Source organism: uncultured Parabacteroides sp. (assembly GCF_947855115.1).
Classification (GTDB): domain Bacteria; phylum Bacteroidota; class Bacteroidia; order Bacteroidales; family Tannerellaceae; genus Parabacteroides.
Map to the genome: position 1 here is coordinate 239,224 of NZ_CANTZW010000001.1, position 17,032 is coordinate 256,255.

Sequence of the window (17,032 nt, forward strand, 5' to 3'; positions counted from 1 at the left end):
TTATATTCTGATTATATAACAAGATCTAAACAAATTTGATAAAGATTATGTGGTTAAGAATAACCAATTTTTCTAAAACCCTCAGTCTTTCACCTCTACAACGATCATCACAGGGAAGTGATCGGAAGGAGTACGAGCCTCGTATTTACTCAAAGACACTTCCTTCGGAAAGTTACCGTTTTGCTCCTTTTGGGCACTTTCTTTCACCTCGGAACGATAGGTATCCGTTAAGATTCCATACTTCTTCACCTCAAACTCCTTGGTCAAGAAAAGATGGTCGATACGGCTCTCGGTCTTCCGGTCCGGATGGAAACCATTGAACGTGCCGTTCGGGGCATAACGGAAATCAGCGATCTCATAAGAGTCGCGCATGATACCGGAACCATCTAACAGCTTATACGACTCACTTGTTTGATCGACATTGAAATCTCCGGTCAAGATAGCGGGAAGTCTCTTTGGGAATTCCTTGATCTTCTTTAAGATCAACTTAGCGCTCTCCGCACGGGCTTGTACGCCGACATGATCCATGTGAAGGTTGAAAAACAAGAACGTAAAACCGGTTTGCTTATCCCGGAACTCACCCCACGTACAGATACGAGGCAATACGGCATCCCAGCCTTTATTCGGGCGATCGGTAACCTCGGACAGCCAAAAATCGCCATGCTCCAGTACCTCAAACTTATCCGTACGGTAAAATATAGCGGAATGCTCCCCCGCCAGCTTGCCGTCGTCACGTCCTACGCCAATATAATCGTAAGCGGGCATCGCCTGTTTCAAGTCCTGCAACTGATGATAGAAACACTCTTGGGTACCGAAGATATCGAACCCGTGGAACTGAACCATCTGAGCGATATAGGGATAACGTTGCCCCCATCCGTTTCCGTTCGTAGAATCACTGCCGTTGGCGTTTCGCAAGTTATAGGTGGCCACCACCATCGTCTCCGCCTGTAAGGTTAATACGGCACAAAAGAGAATAACAAAAGAATAAAAGAATTTCTTCATGGTTTATTTATTTAATAACAGAAAGCAAAGATAAGATTTACCGGGCAAAATCATTCCACTCCGGTCGCGCTAAATGAAGGAAGACCCCCTCACTTCTCGCACGAGGCAATCTCAAAAGCCGAAAGGATCGGACGGGCGATCCATACCTGCGGTTGCTGCACGTCTAATAAATAAGCTATCGTACCGGCGATATCGTATACCATCGTGCTCTCCGGAATCTTATAACCTTTCTTCACGTTTTTCCCGTAGAAAACGATCGGGGTTTGCATCTCGTTCATTGTCTTGCCACCATGACCGGTCTCGATCCCCCCGTGATCGGCAGATAATATAATCACGGTCTCGTCCATGATACCTGCCTCTTGTACGGCATTTACCACTTGAGCCAAGCAACTATCCAGATGATGAACCATAGAATAATATTCCGGAGAACTCCATCCCTTACTATGTCCTGTCCCATCCGGCTCGTCAAAGATAATGGCGCAAAGATTAGGTTTCTTTTCCTTGATATACTGTACGGCAACGGAAGTCAAGCCTCCCGGGTTCTCTGGAGTCATCGGTACGAGTCGACGGTAATTAATCGCCAAAGTATCCACTAAATAGTTCATGCCTTCCCAACCGAAAATATAGCCGATCTCGGCTTTGGGAGCCTTATCCCGGTACAAGCCGAAGATATTCGGAAAACGGTTATCGGCATTCACGATACGGGAAGGAAGTTCCGGCACCCGGGAACCCCATTCCGTATATCCGTGTAACTCCGGTCCCGCCCCCATAAACATAGAGGCCCAATTACAAGCACTTGACGAAGGCAATATCGAACGGTTCTCCAAGGTGGAAGCCCCTTCCGCCATCATCTTACGAAATGTAGGCATATCCGCACCATTATTCAAGCAATAAGCGCTCAGGCCATCAAAACCGACCAAGATTACATGTTTAGGAAGATCTTTCTCTTCTTCAGGAGCTTCCTGAGAGATTTGAACACAAACACCCAAACAACACGCGATTATCGCACAACAGATAAACAAGATTCCTTTTTTCATCTCACTGAGTCTTTTCTTTTTAAAATTATATAGATTGTATCTTAGATTCCCGTCAGACAAAGGTACAAAGTTTAAAGAAAGTTCAAAAAGATCGCTTATCTTTGTGGCTTAATCTAATCTTATATTTAATAAATACATATGTGTAAACACTTCTTGACAAGCCTATTGCTTGTACTTTTCATGGTATCTTGCGGCAGTCCCTCCCTTTTCGAGGACAAAATGCGCGAAAGTTTACAAACTTCTTTAAGCTGGAGAAATGACACGACCGGCATCTGGGAAACCGCCGGATGGTGGAATTCCGCGAATGTATTAACCGCCACGATCCGCTATGGGGCCGTAACCGGAGATCCCTGCGTTCTCCCCGTTATCGAGGATGTATATGAGAAAGCGCATCATTATCAAGTGGGCGTAGACTCTACAGGGGCTCCCCGTTATTGCGATAATTTCATCAATGATTATTACGATGACGAAGGCTGGTGGGCTCTCGCCTGGATCGAGTCTTTCAAACTGACCGGAGAGAAAAAATATCTGGATATGGCCGAGATCATATTCGATGATATGACAACCGGATGGAGCGATGCTTGCGGGGGCGGTATTTTCTGGAAGAAAAACCCGCTGCACTACAAAAATTCGATCGCAAACAATCTATTCTCCCTTACGGCGATCCGTTTATATAAAGCGACCCAGAAACCTGCATACCTAGACTGGTTCAAGAAAAACGTGGATTGGTATATGGGAACCGGTATGATCAATACGGACATTTATCAAATTGAAGACGGCACAAAAGAGGATTGTAGCCCTAACCGGGGGGCCCACTATACTTATAATCAAGGTGTAGCCATTGCCATCTTAGCCGAGATGTATCTCCAAACCAACGACAAATCTTACTTGGAATTGGCAGAAAAAATTGCCGATGCCACTATCAGCAAACAATTGGTAACCAACGAAGGTATTCTTTGCGAAATGAAGCCTGAAATTGAAGATAGCAACGATGGTGTACAGTTTAAAGGCATCTTCATCCGGCACTTAGCCTTTCTATATGACATAACCAAGAAACCCGCATACAGGGATTTCATCTTGAAGAACGCAGAATCCATTATCACGAAAGATTACGACCCTGCCTCGAAAAGCTTCGGCTGTTATTGGTATGGCCCCTTCCACAAACAAAGCTCCGCGGCAAATGCCTGCGCTTTGGAGTGCGTGATAGAAGCGTATAATTTAACGAAATGAACAATAACACAGGGAGCTGACCGAAAAACAACAGCTCCCTGTACTCTTCTTCTCTACTCATATATATAACATTATCTTACATTTAACTCCATAAATGTAGCAAATAGAAATGGAAACGTAATGGCAGGGTAACACAATATACATGCCAAACGTTCAAACACTATCATGATATAAATCATGATTCCTATTTTTTTTATCATAGATCAAGAAAACACAAGAATCCATTAAAAACATGCTATAAAACATACCAAGTATAGAATAACGCCGTATATTTGTGCCGTAAAACATAATTGTAAAGCAATATGGTAAAAAGATTGTTTAAACGTTACATCGATTTGCTAGGGTTTCAACCTTGGACAATTTGGGTTTACCGTGTGTGGTAAGCCTACGATGAAAAAAGATGGTGGTTTAGGTTATCTGAAGTCCGAGATTAGGTTAGTAATAGGTTAAAAGGTTAATGGTTTAGGTTTTCAATTCATGTATAACTCGGACTTCAAAGGTTATTTGAGATTTAGAACGTGCTAAAAGCACAGATTTATTAATTAAAAAGAAAATGGGCTATGAAAAGTTTTATTAGACATTTCTTGGATAGTTGCTTGAGATCACTCGCTACTATCGGTCAGTCAGAATTAACTAAATGGGGTTACAATAAATAAGTAACACCCCATTTTACCGGGAAGGTGAACATTTGATTTTTTCAAACTATACCGCGGTTGCTTGGTTTCTTGCCAGACAACCGCTTTTTGTTCCCATACCTTGAATAATATAAACAAAACCTATATCCTTATCAAGATTAACTATTTGATAGCTGTTTGACAATAACTTATTTTTGTGAGGAAGTTAAAAACAATTGTTGTTACTAAACAGTTTTATTTAAAGACTACTTTATCTAAAATTCTTTATTGCGACATAAAAAACTAAAGTTATGGAAGACAAAAAGCTAACTGCCGCTAACGGACGCCCTGTCGCGGACAATCAGAATGTACAAACAGTAGGCCCACGTGGTCCGATGGTATTGCAAGACCCTTGGTTTATCGAGAAACTTGCGCACTTCGACCGTGAGGTAATCCCTGAAAGACGTATGCATGCCAAAGGTTCCGGCGCATTCGGAACCTTTACCGTTACGCATGACATCACGAAATACACGAAAGCGGCCATTTTTAAAGAAGTTGGCAAGAAGACAGACTGTTTCGTGCGTTTCTCCACCGTAGCCGGAGAACGCGGAGCGGCCGACGCAGAACGTGATATTCGAGGATTCGCCATAAAATTCTATACAGAGGAAGGTAACTGGGACCTGGTTGGTAACAACACTCCGGTATTTTTCCTGCGTGATCCCTTAAAATTCCCGGATTTGAATCATGCGGTCAAACGCGATCCGAAAACAAATCTACGAAGTGAGGATAACAACTGGGATTTCTGGACCTTGCTTCCCGAGGCCTTACATCAAGTGACGATCACGATGAGTTCTCGCGGCATCCCTTATTCTTATCGCCATATGCATGGTTTCGGTAGCCATACTTACAGTTTCATCAACGACAAGAACGAACGTATCTGGGTGAAATTCCATCTTAGAACCCTACAAGGTATTAAAAATCTTAGCGATGAGGAAGCGGCGGCTATCATCGCTAAGGATCGTGAATCCCACCAGCGCGATTTATTCGATAGCATCGAGCGCAGGGACTTCCCGAAATGGAAATTCCAAATCCAATTGATGACCGAGGAACAAGCCGAAACCTATCCGGTCAATCCATTCGACCTCACGAAAGTATGGCCACATAAAGACTTCCCGTTGATGGATGTCGGTATCCTTGAGCTGAACCGTAATCCGGAGAATTACTTCCAAGACGTGGAGCAAGCCGCATTTAATCCGATGAATATAGTCGAAGGTATCGGCTTCTCCCCGGATAAGATGCTGCAAGGCCGCCTATTCTCGTATGGCGATGCCCAGCGTTATCGCCTTGGCGTGAACCTAGAGCAGATCCCGGTAAACAAGCCTCGCTGTCCGTTCCATGCCTATCACCGTGACGGGGCAATGCGTGTGGACGGGAACTACGGGGCCGCCAAGGGCTACGAACCCAATAGTTTCGGTGAGTGGAAAGACTCTCCCGAGAAGAAGGAACCGCCTTTGAAAGTACATGGGGATGTTTACAATTACAACGAGCGTGAGTATGATGATGATTACTACAGCCAACCGGGTGCCTTATTCCGCCTGATGCCGCCGGAAGAGCAGCAGTTGTTATTCGGCAATACCGCCCGTGCGATGGGCAACGCCCAATTGTTCATCAAGCAACGCCACGTACGTAACTGCTACAAGGCAGACCCGGCTTATGGCAAAGGGGTAGCGGAAGCTCTAGGCATCTGCTTGGAAGAGGCCTTGAAGGAAACCCGATAAAGCAATAAGGCCGCGATAGAATGTTCCGAGAGTTTTCATTATACGAAACTTTAGTTTCTTCCGCACAAAACTAAAGTTTCACCCTAATAAAACAACTCGAAACAAAACGATAAAGAGAGATAACCCCAGTAATCCCATGGATGAATAGGTTATCTCATTCTTTTTTAGTAGGATAAGAAAGAATATGCCATGATACTCCTATACTGATAAGCCCTAATAAGATTTTCACCCACCAGTAACCAACCAACAAAAGGGAAGTAATGATCGTAGACAGCCACATGATAGCGATCGTGATAATCTTGGAGCGCAAGGGGATAGCCTTATCTTCCACAAAGCTTTTGATATGCGGGCCAAAGTAACGATTACTCATTACCCGGTTATAAAGCCTCTCCGAACTACGGATATAAAACCAACAGGTCAGTAACCAAAAAGGGGTAGTCGGGAGCAAAGGGACAAAAATACCGATCGCTCCCAATAGGAGAAAAAACGTTCCTAACGTAATGTATATGATACGTCTTGTCCCGTTCATCAGTCAACCCTATATTCCGCAATTTGCTTGAAACCATTCAAGAAGTCCGTTATGTTCATCCGCTTCTTTCCGGCAAGCTGCAAAGAACGCAAACGAAGGAAGCCATCCTTCACAGCTACATCAATATACGATTTATGATCCGTATGGATAGAACCGATCGAGAGGTTATGCTCTGCCGGACGTTTTTCCGTCTGATAAATCTTCAAAACCAAGCGTTTGCCATCCGTTGAAACCAATTCCGTCCAAGCCGCCGGATAAGGGGAAAGTCCGCGAATGAAGTCATAGATATTTTTCATCGGCTGGTTCCAATCGATGCGGCAAGTATCCTTGAAGATTTTCGGGGCCGGACGAAGCTCGGAGGCATCCTTATAAAACTCCTCTTGGGAGATAGCATCCGCTTGCCCTGCCAGCAGTAAGTCCACGGTTTCCGTAACCAACTCCGCTCCCATCACCATCAAGGCATCGTGAACAACACCCACATCATCCGTATCGGCGATCGGCAGACGTCTCTGACGAATGATCTTACCCGTATCAATCTCATGGGTTAGGAAGAAAGTTGTCACACCGGTCTCCGTATCCCCGTTGATAACCGCCCAGTTGATCGGAGCCGCACCCCGGTATTGCGGAAGCAAGGAAGCATGCAGGTTGAATGTTCCCAAACGGGGCATGTTCCAAACTACCTCCGGCAACATACGGAAAGCCACCACGATCTGCAAATCAGCCTTCAACACACGCAACTCCTCCAGAAAGGCCTCATCCTTCAACTTCTCGGGCTGCAAAACCGGAAGGCCCACTGACACAGCATACTGCTTCACGGCACTCGGCTGTAACACGCTGCCATGACGACCCATCGGTTTATCCGGCATCGTAATGACACCTACCACATTATACCCGCCTTCAACCAAGGCACGCAGGCTCTCCACGGCAAAATCGGGAGTACCCATATATACGATTCGTAAATCCTCTTTTTCCATATATACTATATTGGATCTGTTTTTTTAACAAGTTAATCTCCGGAAAAGTTATCCACCAAGACTTCCCGGTAAGAATTAAATATCTTCGATTTCGACATAAAACCGATATAATGGCCATTCTCATCGACCACCGGAAGGTTCCACGCCTTCGTATCGTCAAAAGTCTGCATGATCTGGTCCATCGGCGTGTTGATCACGATCTTGGCAGGAGCGGAAACCATGAACTTCGATACATGGAAACGGTTATACAACTCCGGACGGAACATGATATTCCGGATATTATCCAACAAGACAATCCCCAACAACACACCTCGCTCATCTACGACCGGGAAAGAGTTGCGCCCACTTCGGGAAATCACCTTTACCATATCGCCCAATGTCATCTCCGGTGATACCATCTGGAAATCTTTCTCGATCACGCTATCCGCCCGCAACAATGTAAGCACCGCCCTGTCCTTATGATGCGTGAGCAACTCGCCTTTCTGCGCTAAACGCATGGAATAGATACTATGAGGCTCGAACATAAGGATCGTGATATAAGAACTGATCGAGACGATCATCAAAGGCAGGAACAAATCATAACCACCCGTCAGCTCGGCGATCAGGAAAACCCCGGTCAAGGGAGCGTGCATAACACCAGACATAATACCCGCCATACCCAATAAGGCGAAATTCTTCTCCGAGATATACATCGTAAACGGAAAGTAATTAGATGTATGCGCAAAGATAAAACCGGCAATACAACCCAGATACAAACTAGGAGCGAAAATACCACCGCAACCACCTCCGGCATTCGTGGCACTAGACGCAAACACTTTTGTAAGCAAGATCAAGGTCAAGAAGATCAAGACCCCAAAATACGTATCGTTCAGATCGTAAAACAAACTTTTATCCATGATATGAGAAAACTGCCCGTTCAGCAATGAACCGATCGTATCATAACCCTCACCGTATAATGGAGGAAACAAGAAAATCAAGACACTCAACATCACGCCACCTAACATAAACTTTTTCCAATACGTGCCCAACTTCCGGTACATCCCCTCCACCTTATTCATCACACGGGTGAAATAAAGGGAGACCAACCCGCAAAAAACACCCAGCAAGAGCACGTAAGGAATACGCCCGATCTCGAACGCCTCGGTTTGCGAGAACTTAAACATAGCCTCGGTCCCGGTAAAAATATAAGACATCGTAGCAGCCGTCACCGACGAGATCAGCAAAGGAAGCACCGAAGTCATCGTAAGATCTAGCATCAGCACCTCGATCACGAACACCAACCCGGCGATAGGTGCCTTAAAGATACCGGCGATAGCTCCGGCAGCGCCACATCCCACGAGCAACATCAAGGTCTTCTGCTCCATCTTGAACACCCGTCCCAGATTGGAACCGATAGCCGCCCCGGTCAATACGATAGGCGCCTCTGCCCCGACCGATCCACCGAAACCAATCGTCACGGAACTGGCTACGATAGAAGTCCACGTATTATGCGGCTTGATACGGCTCTTGCGTTGCGAGATGGCATACAATATCTTCGTCACACCGTGGCTGATGTCATCCCGCACGATGTATTTCACGAATAACCCGGCCAGCAATATACCGACCACCGGATAAAGCAGATAGAGATAATTCACGCCATCGGCATTGAAATTACCCGTCAATAAATGCTGTATGAAATGGATCAGTTGTTTTAAGATGATAGCGGCCGCAGCAGTACAAAGCCCCACTATAAAACTGATAATAAGGATGAAATGCTTCTCCTTGATGCGCTTTTCCCTCCACAACAAGAATTTATAGAATAAACCTTCGTTTGCCATTTTAAATACCTTTACCTAATTAAATACCTTTACCTGTAAACACTGTCTTAACCGTATAAATGAGAATCGTTATATCCAAGATCAGAGACATATTCTCATAATATAATATATCATATTTCAAGCGCTCTACCATCTCGTCTACACTGCCCGCGTATCCGTACTTCACCATTCCCAACGAGGTGATACCCGGCCGCACGTTATGAAGCAAATAATAGAAGGGAGCTTTCTTCACGATCCGATCGATGAAATATTTACGTTCCGGACGAGGACCAACCAACGACATATCCCCCTTCAGCACGTTCCAGAACTGCGGTAGCTCGTCCAAGCGGTATTTCCGCATCACCCGTCCGAAAGGAGTAATACGGCAGTCGTTCTCGGAAGAGAGCAACGGCCCTTCCACCTCGGCATCCGTATACATCGTACGAAACTTATAGATTATGAAAGGCTCACCCATATACCCAATCCGTTCCTGGCTGAAAAACACAGGACCGGGAGAATCCCTCTTCACCCGCCAAGCGATATATAGGAATAAGGGCGATAAGAGCACCAAGAAAACCAGAGACAATGTCTTATCCATAAAGAACTTGATATTCTGCTCGATGGGTAGGAAATGGTTAGCTGTCACATCCACCAGAGGAACCCCCTTTATCGCCTTGATCTTTACCTGCGACAGAGAGCTGGACTTATCCGCCAATATCTTGATCGGCCGTTTATAGCAATACAACGAATAAAGGATATCCATTAAACGGCTATTATCCACCGCCTCCAGAGCGACAACCAGCTCATCCACCTTTTTCTCCGCCACGATCGTAGGCAAAGATTCCAATTTGCCGATCACACGGTCTTCGGCGATCGTTCCTTTTTTCTCCGTACCATCGGAAATAAACCCAACGATGTTATAGCCCAGCCTATACAAATCGTCCGCGATACACGCCGCCTTCTTCCCCGCCCCTATCATCAATACGTTCAACGCCCATTCCCTGCATTTTATCTTTCGAAGCCCAGCTTGCGTAATCAATAACCGGGGGACATACGTTAAGACAAACTGCAATCCCCATAAAGAGAAAAACATATCATAATATACATGATAAGAACGGGGCAAGTCATTCAACACCAAAGCAAAAAACAAGATCACGACTCCAATCGAAACACTTCCAAGGGTAGAGAATAGCTCGGTAAGCCTCGATTTACCGAAGGGCTTATTATAATAACCGGAGAACCAAAATAAAACGAACCAAAAAAACGGGATCAATAGCTGCCCTCTCAACGAGGGGATATGCAGTAAAAAGGCCCCGATGGTATCAAACCCTTCATACACCGCCACCTCTTCATAGCGTATCAGGTTAAATAACAACCAGACAACCGATGACGCTATAAAATCCGAGACAATATATTTTCCGGCTTGTACGTTTTTCTTCATCCTTATCTAATTACCTGCACAAGGCCACCGGCTCCCAGCTTGATAATACCGGACGGAATAGCCCTGCTCATATCGTCCTGACGATAATTCACGATATAATCCACCCCCTTCTTGATCACTTCCGATACCTCGCGGAAATTAGCGGGAGAAGGCTCTCCGCTCACGTTGGCAGAAGTAGAGACCAAAGGTTTACGGAAACGCTCGCATAATTTCTTGGAGAACTCCTCGTTCGTGATACGAATACCTACACTTCCATCGGCTCCCAGTAAATTGGCCGCCAAATTCTTGGCGTTCGAATAGATTATAGTCAACGGCTTATCAGACACGCTAATCAAGTCCCAAGCAATATCGGGGATATCTGACACATACATATTTAATTTCGCGTCGCTGTCCATCAAAACCAGCATAGCCTTATTGTCTGCTCTTCGTTTCAGCTCGTATACTCTTTGTACGGCTTTTTCATTGGTGGCATCGCAACCAATTCCCCAGATAGTATCTGTAGGATAAAGTATTATACCGCCCGCAGCCATTACCTCGCAAGCTTTTTTAATATCTTCCGTCATTGTATTTTATAATATTTAGGCAAATGTACGAATCATTCTCCGACTTCAAAAAAATAACAACAAAAAAACTATTTTCTTTAAGCCATACCGAATATCCCATATTTAATTCCTAACTTTACGGGTTGAAATATATTGCGGTGGTTTTGCCTTCGTCAGGCGGTTGATAAAGAAAGACAAGGTATCCGTAGTATCAGGTAAGCAAAAAAGAAAAAAACAATATATAATGATTAACAAATGGAACTTTCAAACCCCATCAGAAGAAGAGTTACATAAGAGAGACCGGTTAGTGGCTGAGCTAGGGTTCAGCCCAGTGATCTGTCTTTTACTCGTTCAACGAGGTATCACTTCGATCGAAGAGGCGAAGAAATTCTTTAAACCCAGCTTGAACGATTTGCACGACCCATTCCTTATGCCGGATATGGATAAGGCGGTGAGACGTTTAAACAGAGCCTTGGGGAATAAAGAGAAAATTTTAATCTACGGCGATTACGACGTGGATGGGACAACAGCAGTATCGCTCGTCTTCAAGTATTTAAGGCCCTACTCGTCTAGTTTGGATTTCTACATCCCGGATCGGTATGATGAAGGGTACGGTATTTCTTACAAAGGGATCGATTATGCCGCCGAGAACGGGGTATCGCTGGTTATCTCGCTAGATTGCGGCATCAAGGCGATCGAGAAGATCGAGTACGCCAAGAAGAAGGGCATTGATTTTATTATTTGCGACCACCATATGCCGGACGCTACTTTGCCCGACGCTGTTGCCGTATTGGATGCCAAACGCTCGGACTCTATCTATCCGTATGAGCATTTGTCGGGTTGTGGAGTGGGATTCAAGTTCATGCAGGCATTCGCCAAGAGCAATAATTTCCCGTTCTCGGATTTGGAGAAGTTGCTGGAGCTGACAGCGGTCAGTATCGCCTCGGACATCGTACCGATTACGGGCGAGAACCGTATTCTCGCCTATTACGGGCTGAAGCAATTGAACAGTAACCCCAGCCTCGGACTGAAAGGTATCATCGATATTTGCGGATTGACCGGGAAGGAGATCACGATCAGCGATATCGTCTTCAAGATCGGCCCGCGTATCAATGCTTCCGGCCGGATGATGAACGGAAAAGAAGCGGTGGAACTGCTACTGTCCAAAGATAGCGCCAGTGCCCGGGAAAAGAGCGAGAGCATCAACCAATACAACGAGGAACGCCGGGAATTGGACAAGAAGATTACCGACGAGGCAAACGCCATCATCGACGAGGTCCAGAACATGGAAGACCGGAAGGCGATCGTGGTGTACAATCAAGGATGGCATAAGGGTGTGATCGGTATCGTAGCGTCCCGGTTGACCGAGAAATATTACCGTCCGGCGGTTGTCCTCACCAAATCGTCCGAGTTGATCACCGGATCGGCACGTTCCGTAACGGGCTTTGATATTTACAAGGCCATAGAAAGCTGCCGGGATTTATTGGAGAACTTCGGAGGGCATACCTACGCGGCCGGGCTTTCCTTACGGGAGGAAAACCTCGAGGCTTTCACCGAACGTTTCCTGAAGATCGCCGCCGAAGAGATCATACCGGAACAGATGATCCCGCAGATCGACATCGATGCCATCCTGGATTTGAAAGAGATCAACCAGAAGTTCGTGAACGACTTAAAGAAGATGAGCCCGTTCGGACCGGACAACCAGAAGCCCGTATTCTGCTCGCTTGGCGTAAAGGATTACGGAACCAGCAAGCTCGTGGGCAAGGAACTGGAGCATCTCAAGCTGGAACTAATCGATGGAAACTCAAGTACCCCCATGCACGCCATCGCTTTCGGCATGCATAGGTACAACAACCATATCAAGGGAATGAAGCCTTTCAACATCTGCTACACGGTGGAGGAAAACACCTACAACGGTAACACCTCTATCCAACTGATGATCAAGGATATCAAACCCGATGATATATGAGGAGGACAGGTGGACGTCTACCATAAGATATTAGAGAAGTATTGGGGATACCCTGCTTTCCGTCTTTTGCAGGAGGATATTATCCATTCCGTCTGCGCCGGAAAAGATACGCTTGGGCTGATGCCTACCGGCGGTGGTAAATCCATCACCTTCCAAGTGCCTGCTTTGGCAATGGAGGGGATCTGCGTTGTCGTCACCCCTTTGATCGCTTTGATGAAAGACCAAGTGGAGAACTTACGCCGGGTCGGTATCAAGGCTACGGCCATTTATTCGGGCATGAGCCGGCAAGAGATTATCACGCAACTGGAGAATTGCATCTTCGGGGGATATAAATTCTTGTATGTCTCCCCGGAACGGCTCAGTACGGATATTTTCCGGGCCAAGATGGAAGCCATGCAAGTTTGCCTGCTTGTGATCGACGAGAGTCATTGTATCTCGCAATGGGGATACGATTTCCGTCCTTCTTACCTCAACATCGCAGAGATCCGGGATTTATTGCCGGGTGTACCGGTACTGGCCCTGACCGCTACGGCTACACCGGAGGTAGTGAATGACATACAAGAGCGCCTGCGGTTCAAGGAGAAGAACGTATTCCAAAAGAGTTTCGCCCGTAAAAATCTGGTTTATATCGTCCGGAAGACGGACGATAAGTTAAACACGCTTGTATATATATTGGGAAAGGTTCCGGGTACGGCTATCGTATACGTCCGCAACCGGAAACGTACCAAGGAGATCGCCGTCATGCTGCAACAAGCAGGTATCTCCGCAGATTTCTTCCATGCCGGGCTAAACCGTGACGAGAAAGAATTACGTCAGGCCCGCTGGAAAAACAACGAGTGCCGGGTAATCGTATCGACCAACGCTTTTGGCATGGGTATCGATAAGCCGGACGTGCGGTTGGTCGTGCATATGGATATGCCGGGATCGTTGGAGGAGTATTATCAAGAGGCCGGACGCGGGGGACGTGATGAGAAGAAAGCGTTCGCCGTGGCTCTTTGTTCCTCCACGGATAACGCCAAGCTAAAGAAACGGCTGGCAGACGAGTTTCCGGACAAGGAATTTATCTACCGGGTCTATGAGGCGTTGGGTAATTATTTCCAGATTGCCGTAGGGTATGGGCTGGATACGGTACATGATTTCTCGTTGACGGATTTCTGTTCCGCTTATAAGTTCTCTCTATTGCAAGCGCATCACGCCTTGAAGATCCTTGGGTTATCAGGGTATATCGAATATACGGAGGAAGTAGATAACGCTTCCCGCCTGATGTTCACGGCCACCCGTGACGAGCTTTACAGGTACTTAAGCGAGAACAAGCGAACGGATGAGGTAATCCAAACGATCTTGCGCTCTTACACCGGGTTATTCGCTGATTATGTTTATATCGACGAGAGCGTAATCGCTACCCGTGCGAGAGTAACGCCTCACGAAGTTTATGAGATATTGGTAGGCTTATCCAAATACCGAATCGTAAATTACATCCCGCGCAAGAAAACACCGTTGATTATCTATACCCAGACCCGGGAGGAACAGCGATATCTTTCCATACCCCGCTCGGCATATGAGGAACGTAAAGAGCGCTTCGGGAAACGGATCGAGAAGGTATTGGAGTATATTAACGAGGAACGAGTATGCCGTAGCCGCATGCTCCTATCCTATTTCGGAGAGACGGATTCCACCCCTTGTGGCTGTTGCGATGTATGCCTATCGAAACATGAATCGCAGCTTATGAATTGGGAATTCAACGCTATCCGGGAAAGCCTCGTGAAAACACTGTCCGGACATCCCCCTATCCCCGTGAAAGAACTTATCAAGAGATCGTCTTTCTCCCAAGAGAAAAGCCTCACGACCATCCGCTTTCTGGCAGATCAAGATCCCCGATTCATCCTAAGCGACGGCTATCTATCGTACGAGGAATCGGTGAAATAGTATGATGCCTATCATAAGCTCTTTAGAATGCCCATTGTCAGCATATAAGAATGCCCATCATAAGGTACTTACAATGGGCATTCTTACAAATCAAGTATCACTACTTATAAGCATTTCGATTAGATACCTGCTTTTCCGTCGGGAAATCGGCGGGAACCTTTTGGGTTACCTTACCGGTAGCGGCCCATTCCGCACCTCTTAGCAAGGTGATCTGGAAACCGGCGCATTGCATGGCCGGGCAATTCTCTACCGTTTCCCCCGCATGTCCCAACATCGTATGGAATATACGGGCCTTTCCATAATCAACCGTGAAGATCAACGGCTCCTCACGACCGGAACCTCCGGTATCCTTATCCGAATAAGCGGTATACAAACAATCCTTTATATTTCCAGGGCCACGCATACGATCATACAGCTCATCCTGCGCATGTTTCCATTTATTCGGCAACCCTTTCATAATCGGATGATCATGATTCCGGGCATTCAGCACATACTCATGTTGCTTGCCATGAGAGCCACCCACACCTGCCGAACTATCCTTTATCAGCTTGCCATCGCTCCAATATACATAGGGTCCCGCTTTCTCATCCCGGTTCGCCCAACCGCCTAAAGCGCAAATCTTGTTGTACTCCAGCCAATCTACAAAAGCGTTATCGGCGGCATGATAAATCACGACACCACCTCCCCCTTGTACATACTCCAAGAAACGACGGTTCGTCTCCTCCGGCCAAGCATCCCCGTTATAATCCAGCACGACTAGCTCATAAGGGCTGAAATCCAAGACAAAGCCGGACATATCTTTCCCGGCCTCCGGAGAAATCGCGAAATCTACGGAAAAACGTCCCGAGTTCTCCAATATCTGTTTGAGCACCACATGGCTCACCTGCCAATTATGGTTATTCTGTCCCGTTATCAACAACGTCTTGATCGGCTTACGGGCCGACAGGCCACATACAACCAGCAAAGCGGCTAAAAGGAAAACGATCTTCCTACTCTTCCTACAAAATACATGTCTCATGGTATAAATCAGATTTAAGTAAACTATTGATTATCCGTCTTTATTTATCATAACAAAGAGAAGCGGCACCGAATAGGCCCGGGTTCTCCAGCTTAGAGAAACATATCTTCAGGTTCTTGATAGAGTTCGGATAAGCGAAATCTTTCAAGCCCTCATACATGCTCTCCTCAAACAACTCATGGGCGGCGGTCACCGAGCCTCCGAAGACGATCATCTCCGGATCTACCGTCAACACCACGATCTTGATAGCGGCGGCCACATGCAGGCCCAACTGCCGGTAAGCCTCCAGCGCCTGCTCGTCCTTCCGCATCGCACGGGTATACATCTCTTTCCCATCCACGCCCCATACGTTCATGAAATAGGAACCGCTACAGAAATATTCCAAGATCTGTCCTTGATAAGGGATCATACCAAACTCGCCCGAGCCACAATTAGCGTCGGCCAGCAGCTTGCCTTTCTGGATAATTCCACCACCCAGCCCCGTACCCAAGGTGAGGCCCACGAAATTATCAACCGTTTTCCCCTCACCAAAGATGCGCTCACCCAGAGCGAAGCAATTCGCGTCGTTATCCACATAAACCGATACGGAGAAGCGAGCCTCCAGGATCTCTTTCAAATGTACCTCCTCCCAATGCGGGATATTCACCACGTTATATACGATCCCTCTCTCACGATCTACCACGCTCGGCACACCGATACCGATAGCGACCACGCTCTCGTCCCACACGGAACGGATCACCTCTATCAAAGCCTCCAATGTCTCCTCACAATCCGCAGCGTCCTTGGGAGTCGGGGCACTCCCCTGAGCCACTAATCGATCCCCTACGATACGACCGGCACGCATATTCGTCCCCCCTAAATCCACTCCGATATAAGCGTTTTTCTTCTCTACACTCATTCTTTCCACGATATTAATTAGATTATACTCCCACAAAGCTAACAAAAAAAAGGCAATGCTACGAATAACATTGCTTTATAATCATTCTCCAAAAGAGGATAATCACGAGCAATCTCATCACGAAGCTCATGAATATAGTTCTATTCTTCAGCTCTCTCTATCAAATGATAGCGTTCAAATTTCCGGGCCTTCTTCTTCTATAAACGAGAAAAATGAGGTCTCACTATTTACTTCTTTTGTATCCATAAACACACTATATTGCTCAATAATAAAATCCC

At 46.3% G+C, this 17,032-nt stretch carries 13 protein-coding genes; 4 read left to right on the plus strand and 9 right to left on the minus strand.

Annotation, left to right across the window (positions count from 1 at the left end; genetic code table 11):
* Nucleotides 1–81: 81 nt before the first annotated feature.
* Both Q0110_RS00950 and Q0110_RS00955 read right to left on the minus strand, forming a co-directional pair.
* Nucleotides 82–1,002 (minus strand): endonuclease/exonuclease/phosphatase family protein, encoded by a 921-nt coding sequence (locus tag Q0110_RS00950; RefSeq protein ID WP_297900935.1) that lies wholly within the window; start codon nt 1,000–1,002, stop codon nt 82–84.
* An 89-nt stretch (nt 1,003–1,091) separates the two neighbouring features.
* Complete coding sequence (locus Q0110_RS00955) at nt 1,092–2,039, minus strand: alkaline phosphatase (protein ID WP_297900937.1); 948 nt, start codon at nt 2,037–2,039, stop codon at nt 1,092–1,094.
* A gap of 138 nt (nt 2,040–2,177) precedes the next feature.
* Here Q0110_RS00955 and Q0110_RS00960 point away from each other — a divergent pair, with 138 nt between their 5' ends.
* Nucleotides 2,178–3,269, plus strand: a complete 1,092-nt coding sequence (locus Q0110_RS00960; protein WP_297900939.1) for a glycoside hydrolase family 76 protein — start codon at nt 2,178–2,180, stop codon at nt 3,267–3,269.
* 925 nt (nt 3,270–4,194) lie between these two features.
* Complete coding sequence (locus Q0110_RS00965) at nt 4,195–5,661, plus strand: catalase (RefSeq protein WP_297900941.1); 1,467 nt, start codon at nt 4,195–4,197, stop codon at nt 5,659–5,661.
* Between the two features lie 154 nt (nt 5,662–5,815).
* On the opposite strand, the gene Q0110_RS00970 is transcribed toward Q0110_RS00965, so the two are convergent.
* From Q0110_RS00970 to Q0110_RS00990, 5 genes are read right to left on the minus strand one after another with little or no spacing between them, the layout of a single operon-like run.
* Nucleotides 5,816–6,190, minus strand: a complete 375-nt coding sequence (locus tag Q0110_RS00970; RefSeq protein WP_297900943.1) for a YbaN family protein — start codon at nt 6,188–6,190, stop codon at nt 5,816–5,818.
* Nucleotides 6,190–7,164 (minus strand): methionyl-tRNA formyltransferase, encoded by a 975-nt coding sequence (gene fmt, locus Q0110_RS00975; RefSeq protein WP_297900946.1) that lies wholly within the window; start codon nt 7,162–7,164, stop codon nt 6,190–6,192. The genes Q0110_RS00970 and fmt overlap by 1 nt, the downstream gene beginning before the upstream one ends.
* A gap of 32 nt (nt 7,165–7,196) precedes the next feature.
* Nucleotides 7,197–8,981 carry a chloride channel protein gene (locus Q0110_RS00980; protein ID WP_297900949.1) on the minus strand — a complete coding sequence of 595 codons (1,785 nt, stop codon included), beginning with the start codon at nt 8,979–8,981 and terminating at the stop codon, nt 7,197–7,199.
* Between the two features lie 19 nt (nt 8,982–9,000).
* Nucleotides 9,001–10,401, minus strand: a complete 1,401-nt coding sequence (locus Q0110_RS00985; protein WP_297900952.1) for a sugar transferase — start codon at nt 10,399–10,401, stop codon at nt 9,001–9,003.
* A 2-nt stretch (nt 10,402–10,403) separates the two neighbouring features.
* A complete protein-coding gene (locus tag Q0110_RS00990) occupies nt 10,404–10,964 on the minus strand; it encodes an L-threonylcarbamoyladenylate synthase (protein WP_297900955.1) in 561 nt (186 codons plus the stop codon).
* A 223-nt stretch (nt 10,965–11,187) separates the two neighbouring features.
* Here Q0110_RS00990 and recJ point away from each other — a divergent pair, with 223 nt between their 5' ends.
* Together recJ and Q0110_RS01000 are read left to right on the plus strand one after the other, a co-directional pair.
* A complete protein-coding gene (gene recJ, locus Q0110_RS00995) occupies nt 11,188–12,912 on the plus strand; it encodes a single-stranded-DNA-specific exonuclease RecJ (RefSeq protein WP_297900958.1) in 1,725 nt (574 codons plus the stop codon).
* Nucleotides 12,913–12,921: 9 nt separating this feature from the next.
* A complete protein-coding gene (locus Q0110_RS01000; protein ID WP_297900961.1) occupies nt 12,922–14,838 on the plus strand; it encodes an ATP-dependent DNA helicase RecQ in 1,917 nt (638 codons plus the stop codon).
* Nucleotides 14,839–14,938: 100 nt separating this feature from the next.
* On the opposite strand, the gene Q0110_RS01005 is transcribed toward Q0110_RS01000, so the two are convergent.
* Nucleotides 14,939–15,856 carry a ThuA domain-containing protein gene (locus tag Q0110_RS01005; RefSeq protein ID WP_297900964.1) on the minus strand — a complete coding sequence of 306 codons (918 nt, stop codon included), beginning with the start codon at nt 15,854–15,856 and terminating at the stop codon, nt 14,939–14,941.
* A gap of 40 nt (nt 15,857–15,896) precedes the next feature.
* Nucleotides 15,897–16,754 (minus strand): ROK family protein, encoded by an 858-nt coding sequence (locus Q0110_RS01010; protein WP_297900967.1) that lies wholly within the window; start codon nt 16,752–16,754, stop codon nt 15,897–15,899.
* Nucleotides 16,755–17,032 lie beyond the last annotated feature (278 nt).

Bases quoted from the DNA above. Each gene is read 5' to 3' on its own strand.
- Q0110_RS00980 (WP_297900949.1), bottom strand. From the start codon at position 8,981: ATGGCAAACGAAGGTTTATTCTATAAATTCTTGTTGTGGAGGGAAAAG.
- Q0110_RS00960 (WP_297900939.1), top strand. From the start codon at position 2,178: ATGTGTAAACACTTCTTGACAAGCCTATTGCTTGTACTTTTCATGGTA.
- Q0110_RS00955 (WP_297900937.1), bottom strand. From the start codon at position 2,039: ATGAAAAAAGGAATCTTGTTTATCTGTTGTGCGATAATCGCGTGTTGT.
- fmt (WP_297900946.1), bottom strand. From the start codon at position 7,164: ATGGAAAAAGAGGATTTACGAATCGTATATATGGGTACTCCCGATTTT.
- Q0110_RS00950 (WP_297900935.1), bottom strand. From the start codon at position 1,002: ATGAAGAAATTCTTTTATTCTTTTGTTATTCTCTTTTGTGCCGTATTA.
- Q0110_RS01005 (WP_297900964.1), bottom strand. From the start codon at position 15,856: ATGAGACATGTATTTTGTAGGAAGAGTAGGAAGATCGTTTTCCTTTTA.
- Q0110_RS00965 (WP_297900941.1), top strand. From the start codon at position 4,195: ATGGAAGACAAAAAGCTAACTGCCGCTAACGGACGCCCTGTCGCGGAC.
- Q0110_RS01010 (WP_297900967.1), bottom strand. From the start codon at position 16,754: ATGAGTGTAGAGAAGAAAAACGCTTATATCGGAGTGGATTTAGGGGGG.
- Q0110_RS00990 (WP_297900955.1), bottom strand. From the start codon at position 10,964: ATGACGGAAGATATTAAAAAAGCTTGCGAGGTAATGGCTGCGGGCGGT.
- Q0110_RS00970 (WP_297900943.1), bottom strand. From the start codon at position 6,190: ATGAACGGGACAAGACGTATCATATACATTACGTTAGGAACGTTTTTT.
- Q0110_RS00985 (WP_297900952.1), bottom strand. From the start codon at position 10,401: ATGAAGAAAAACGTACAAGCCGGAAAATATATTGTCTCGGATTTTATA.
- recJ (WP_297900958.1), top strand. From the start codon at position 11,188: ATGATTAACAAATGGAACTTTCAAACCCCATCAGAAGAAGAGTTACAT.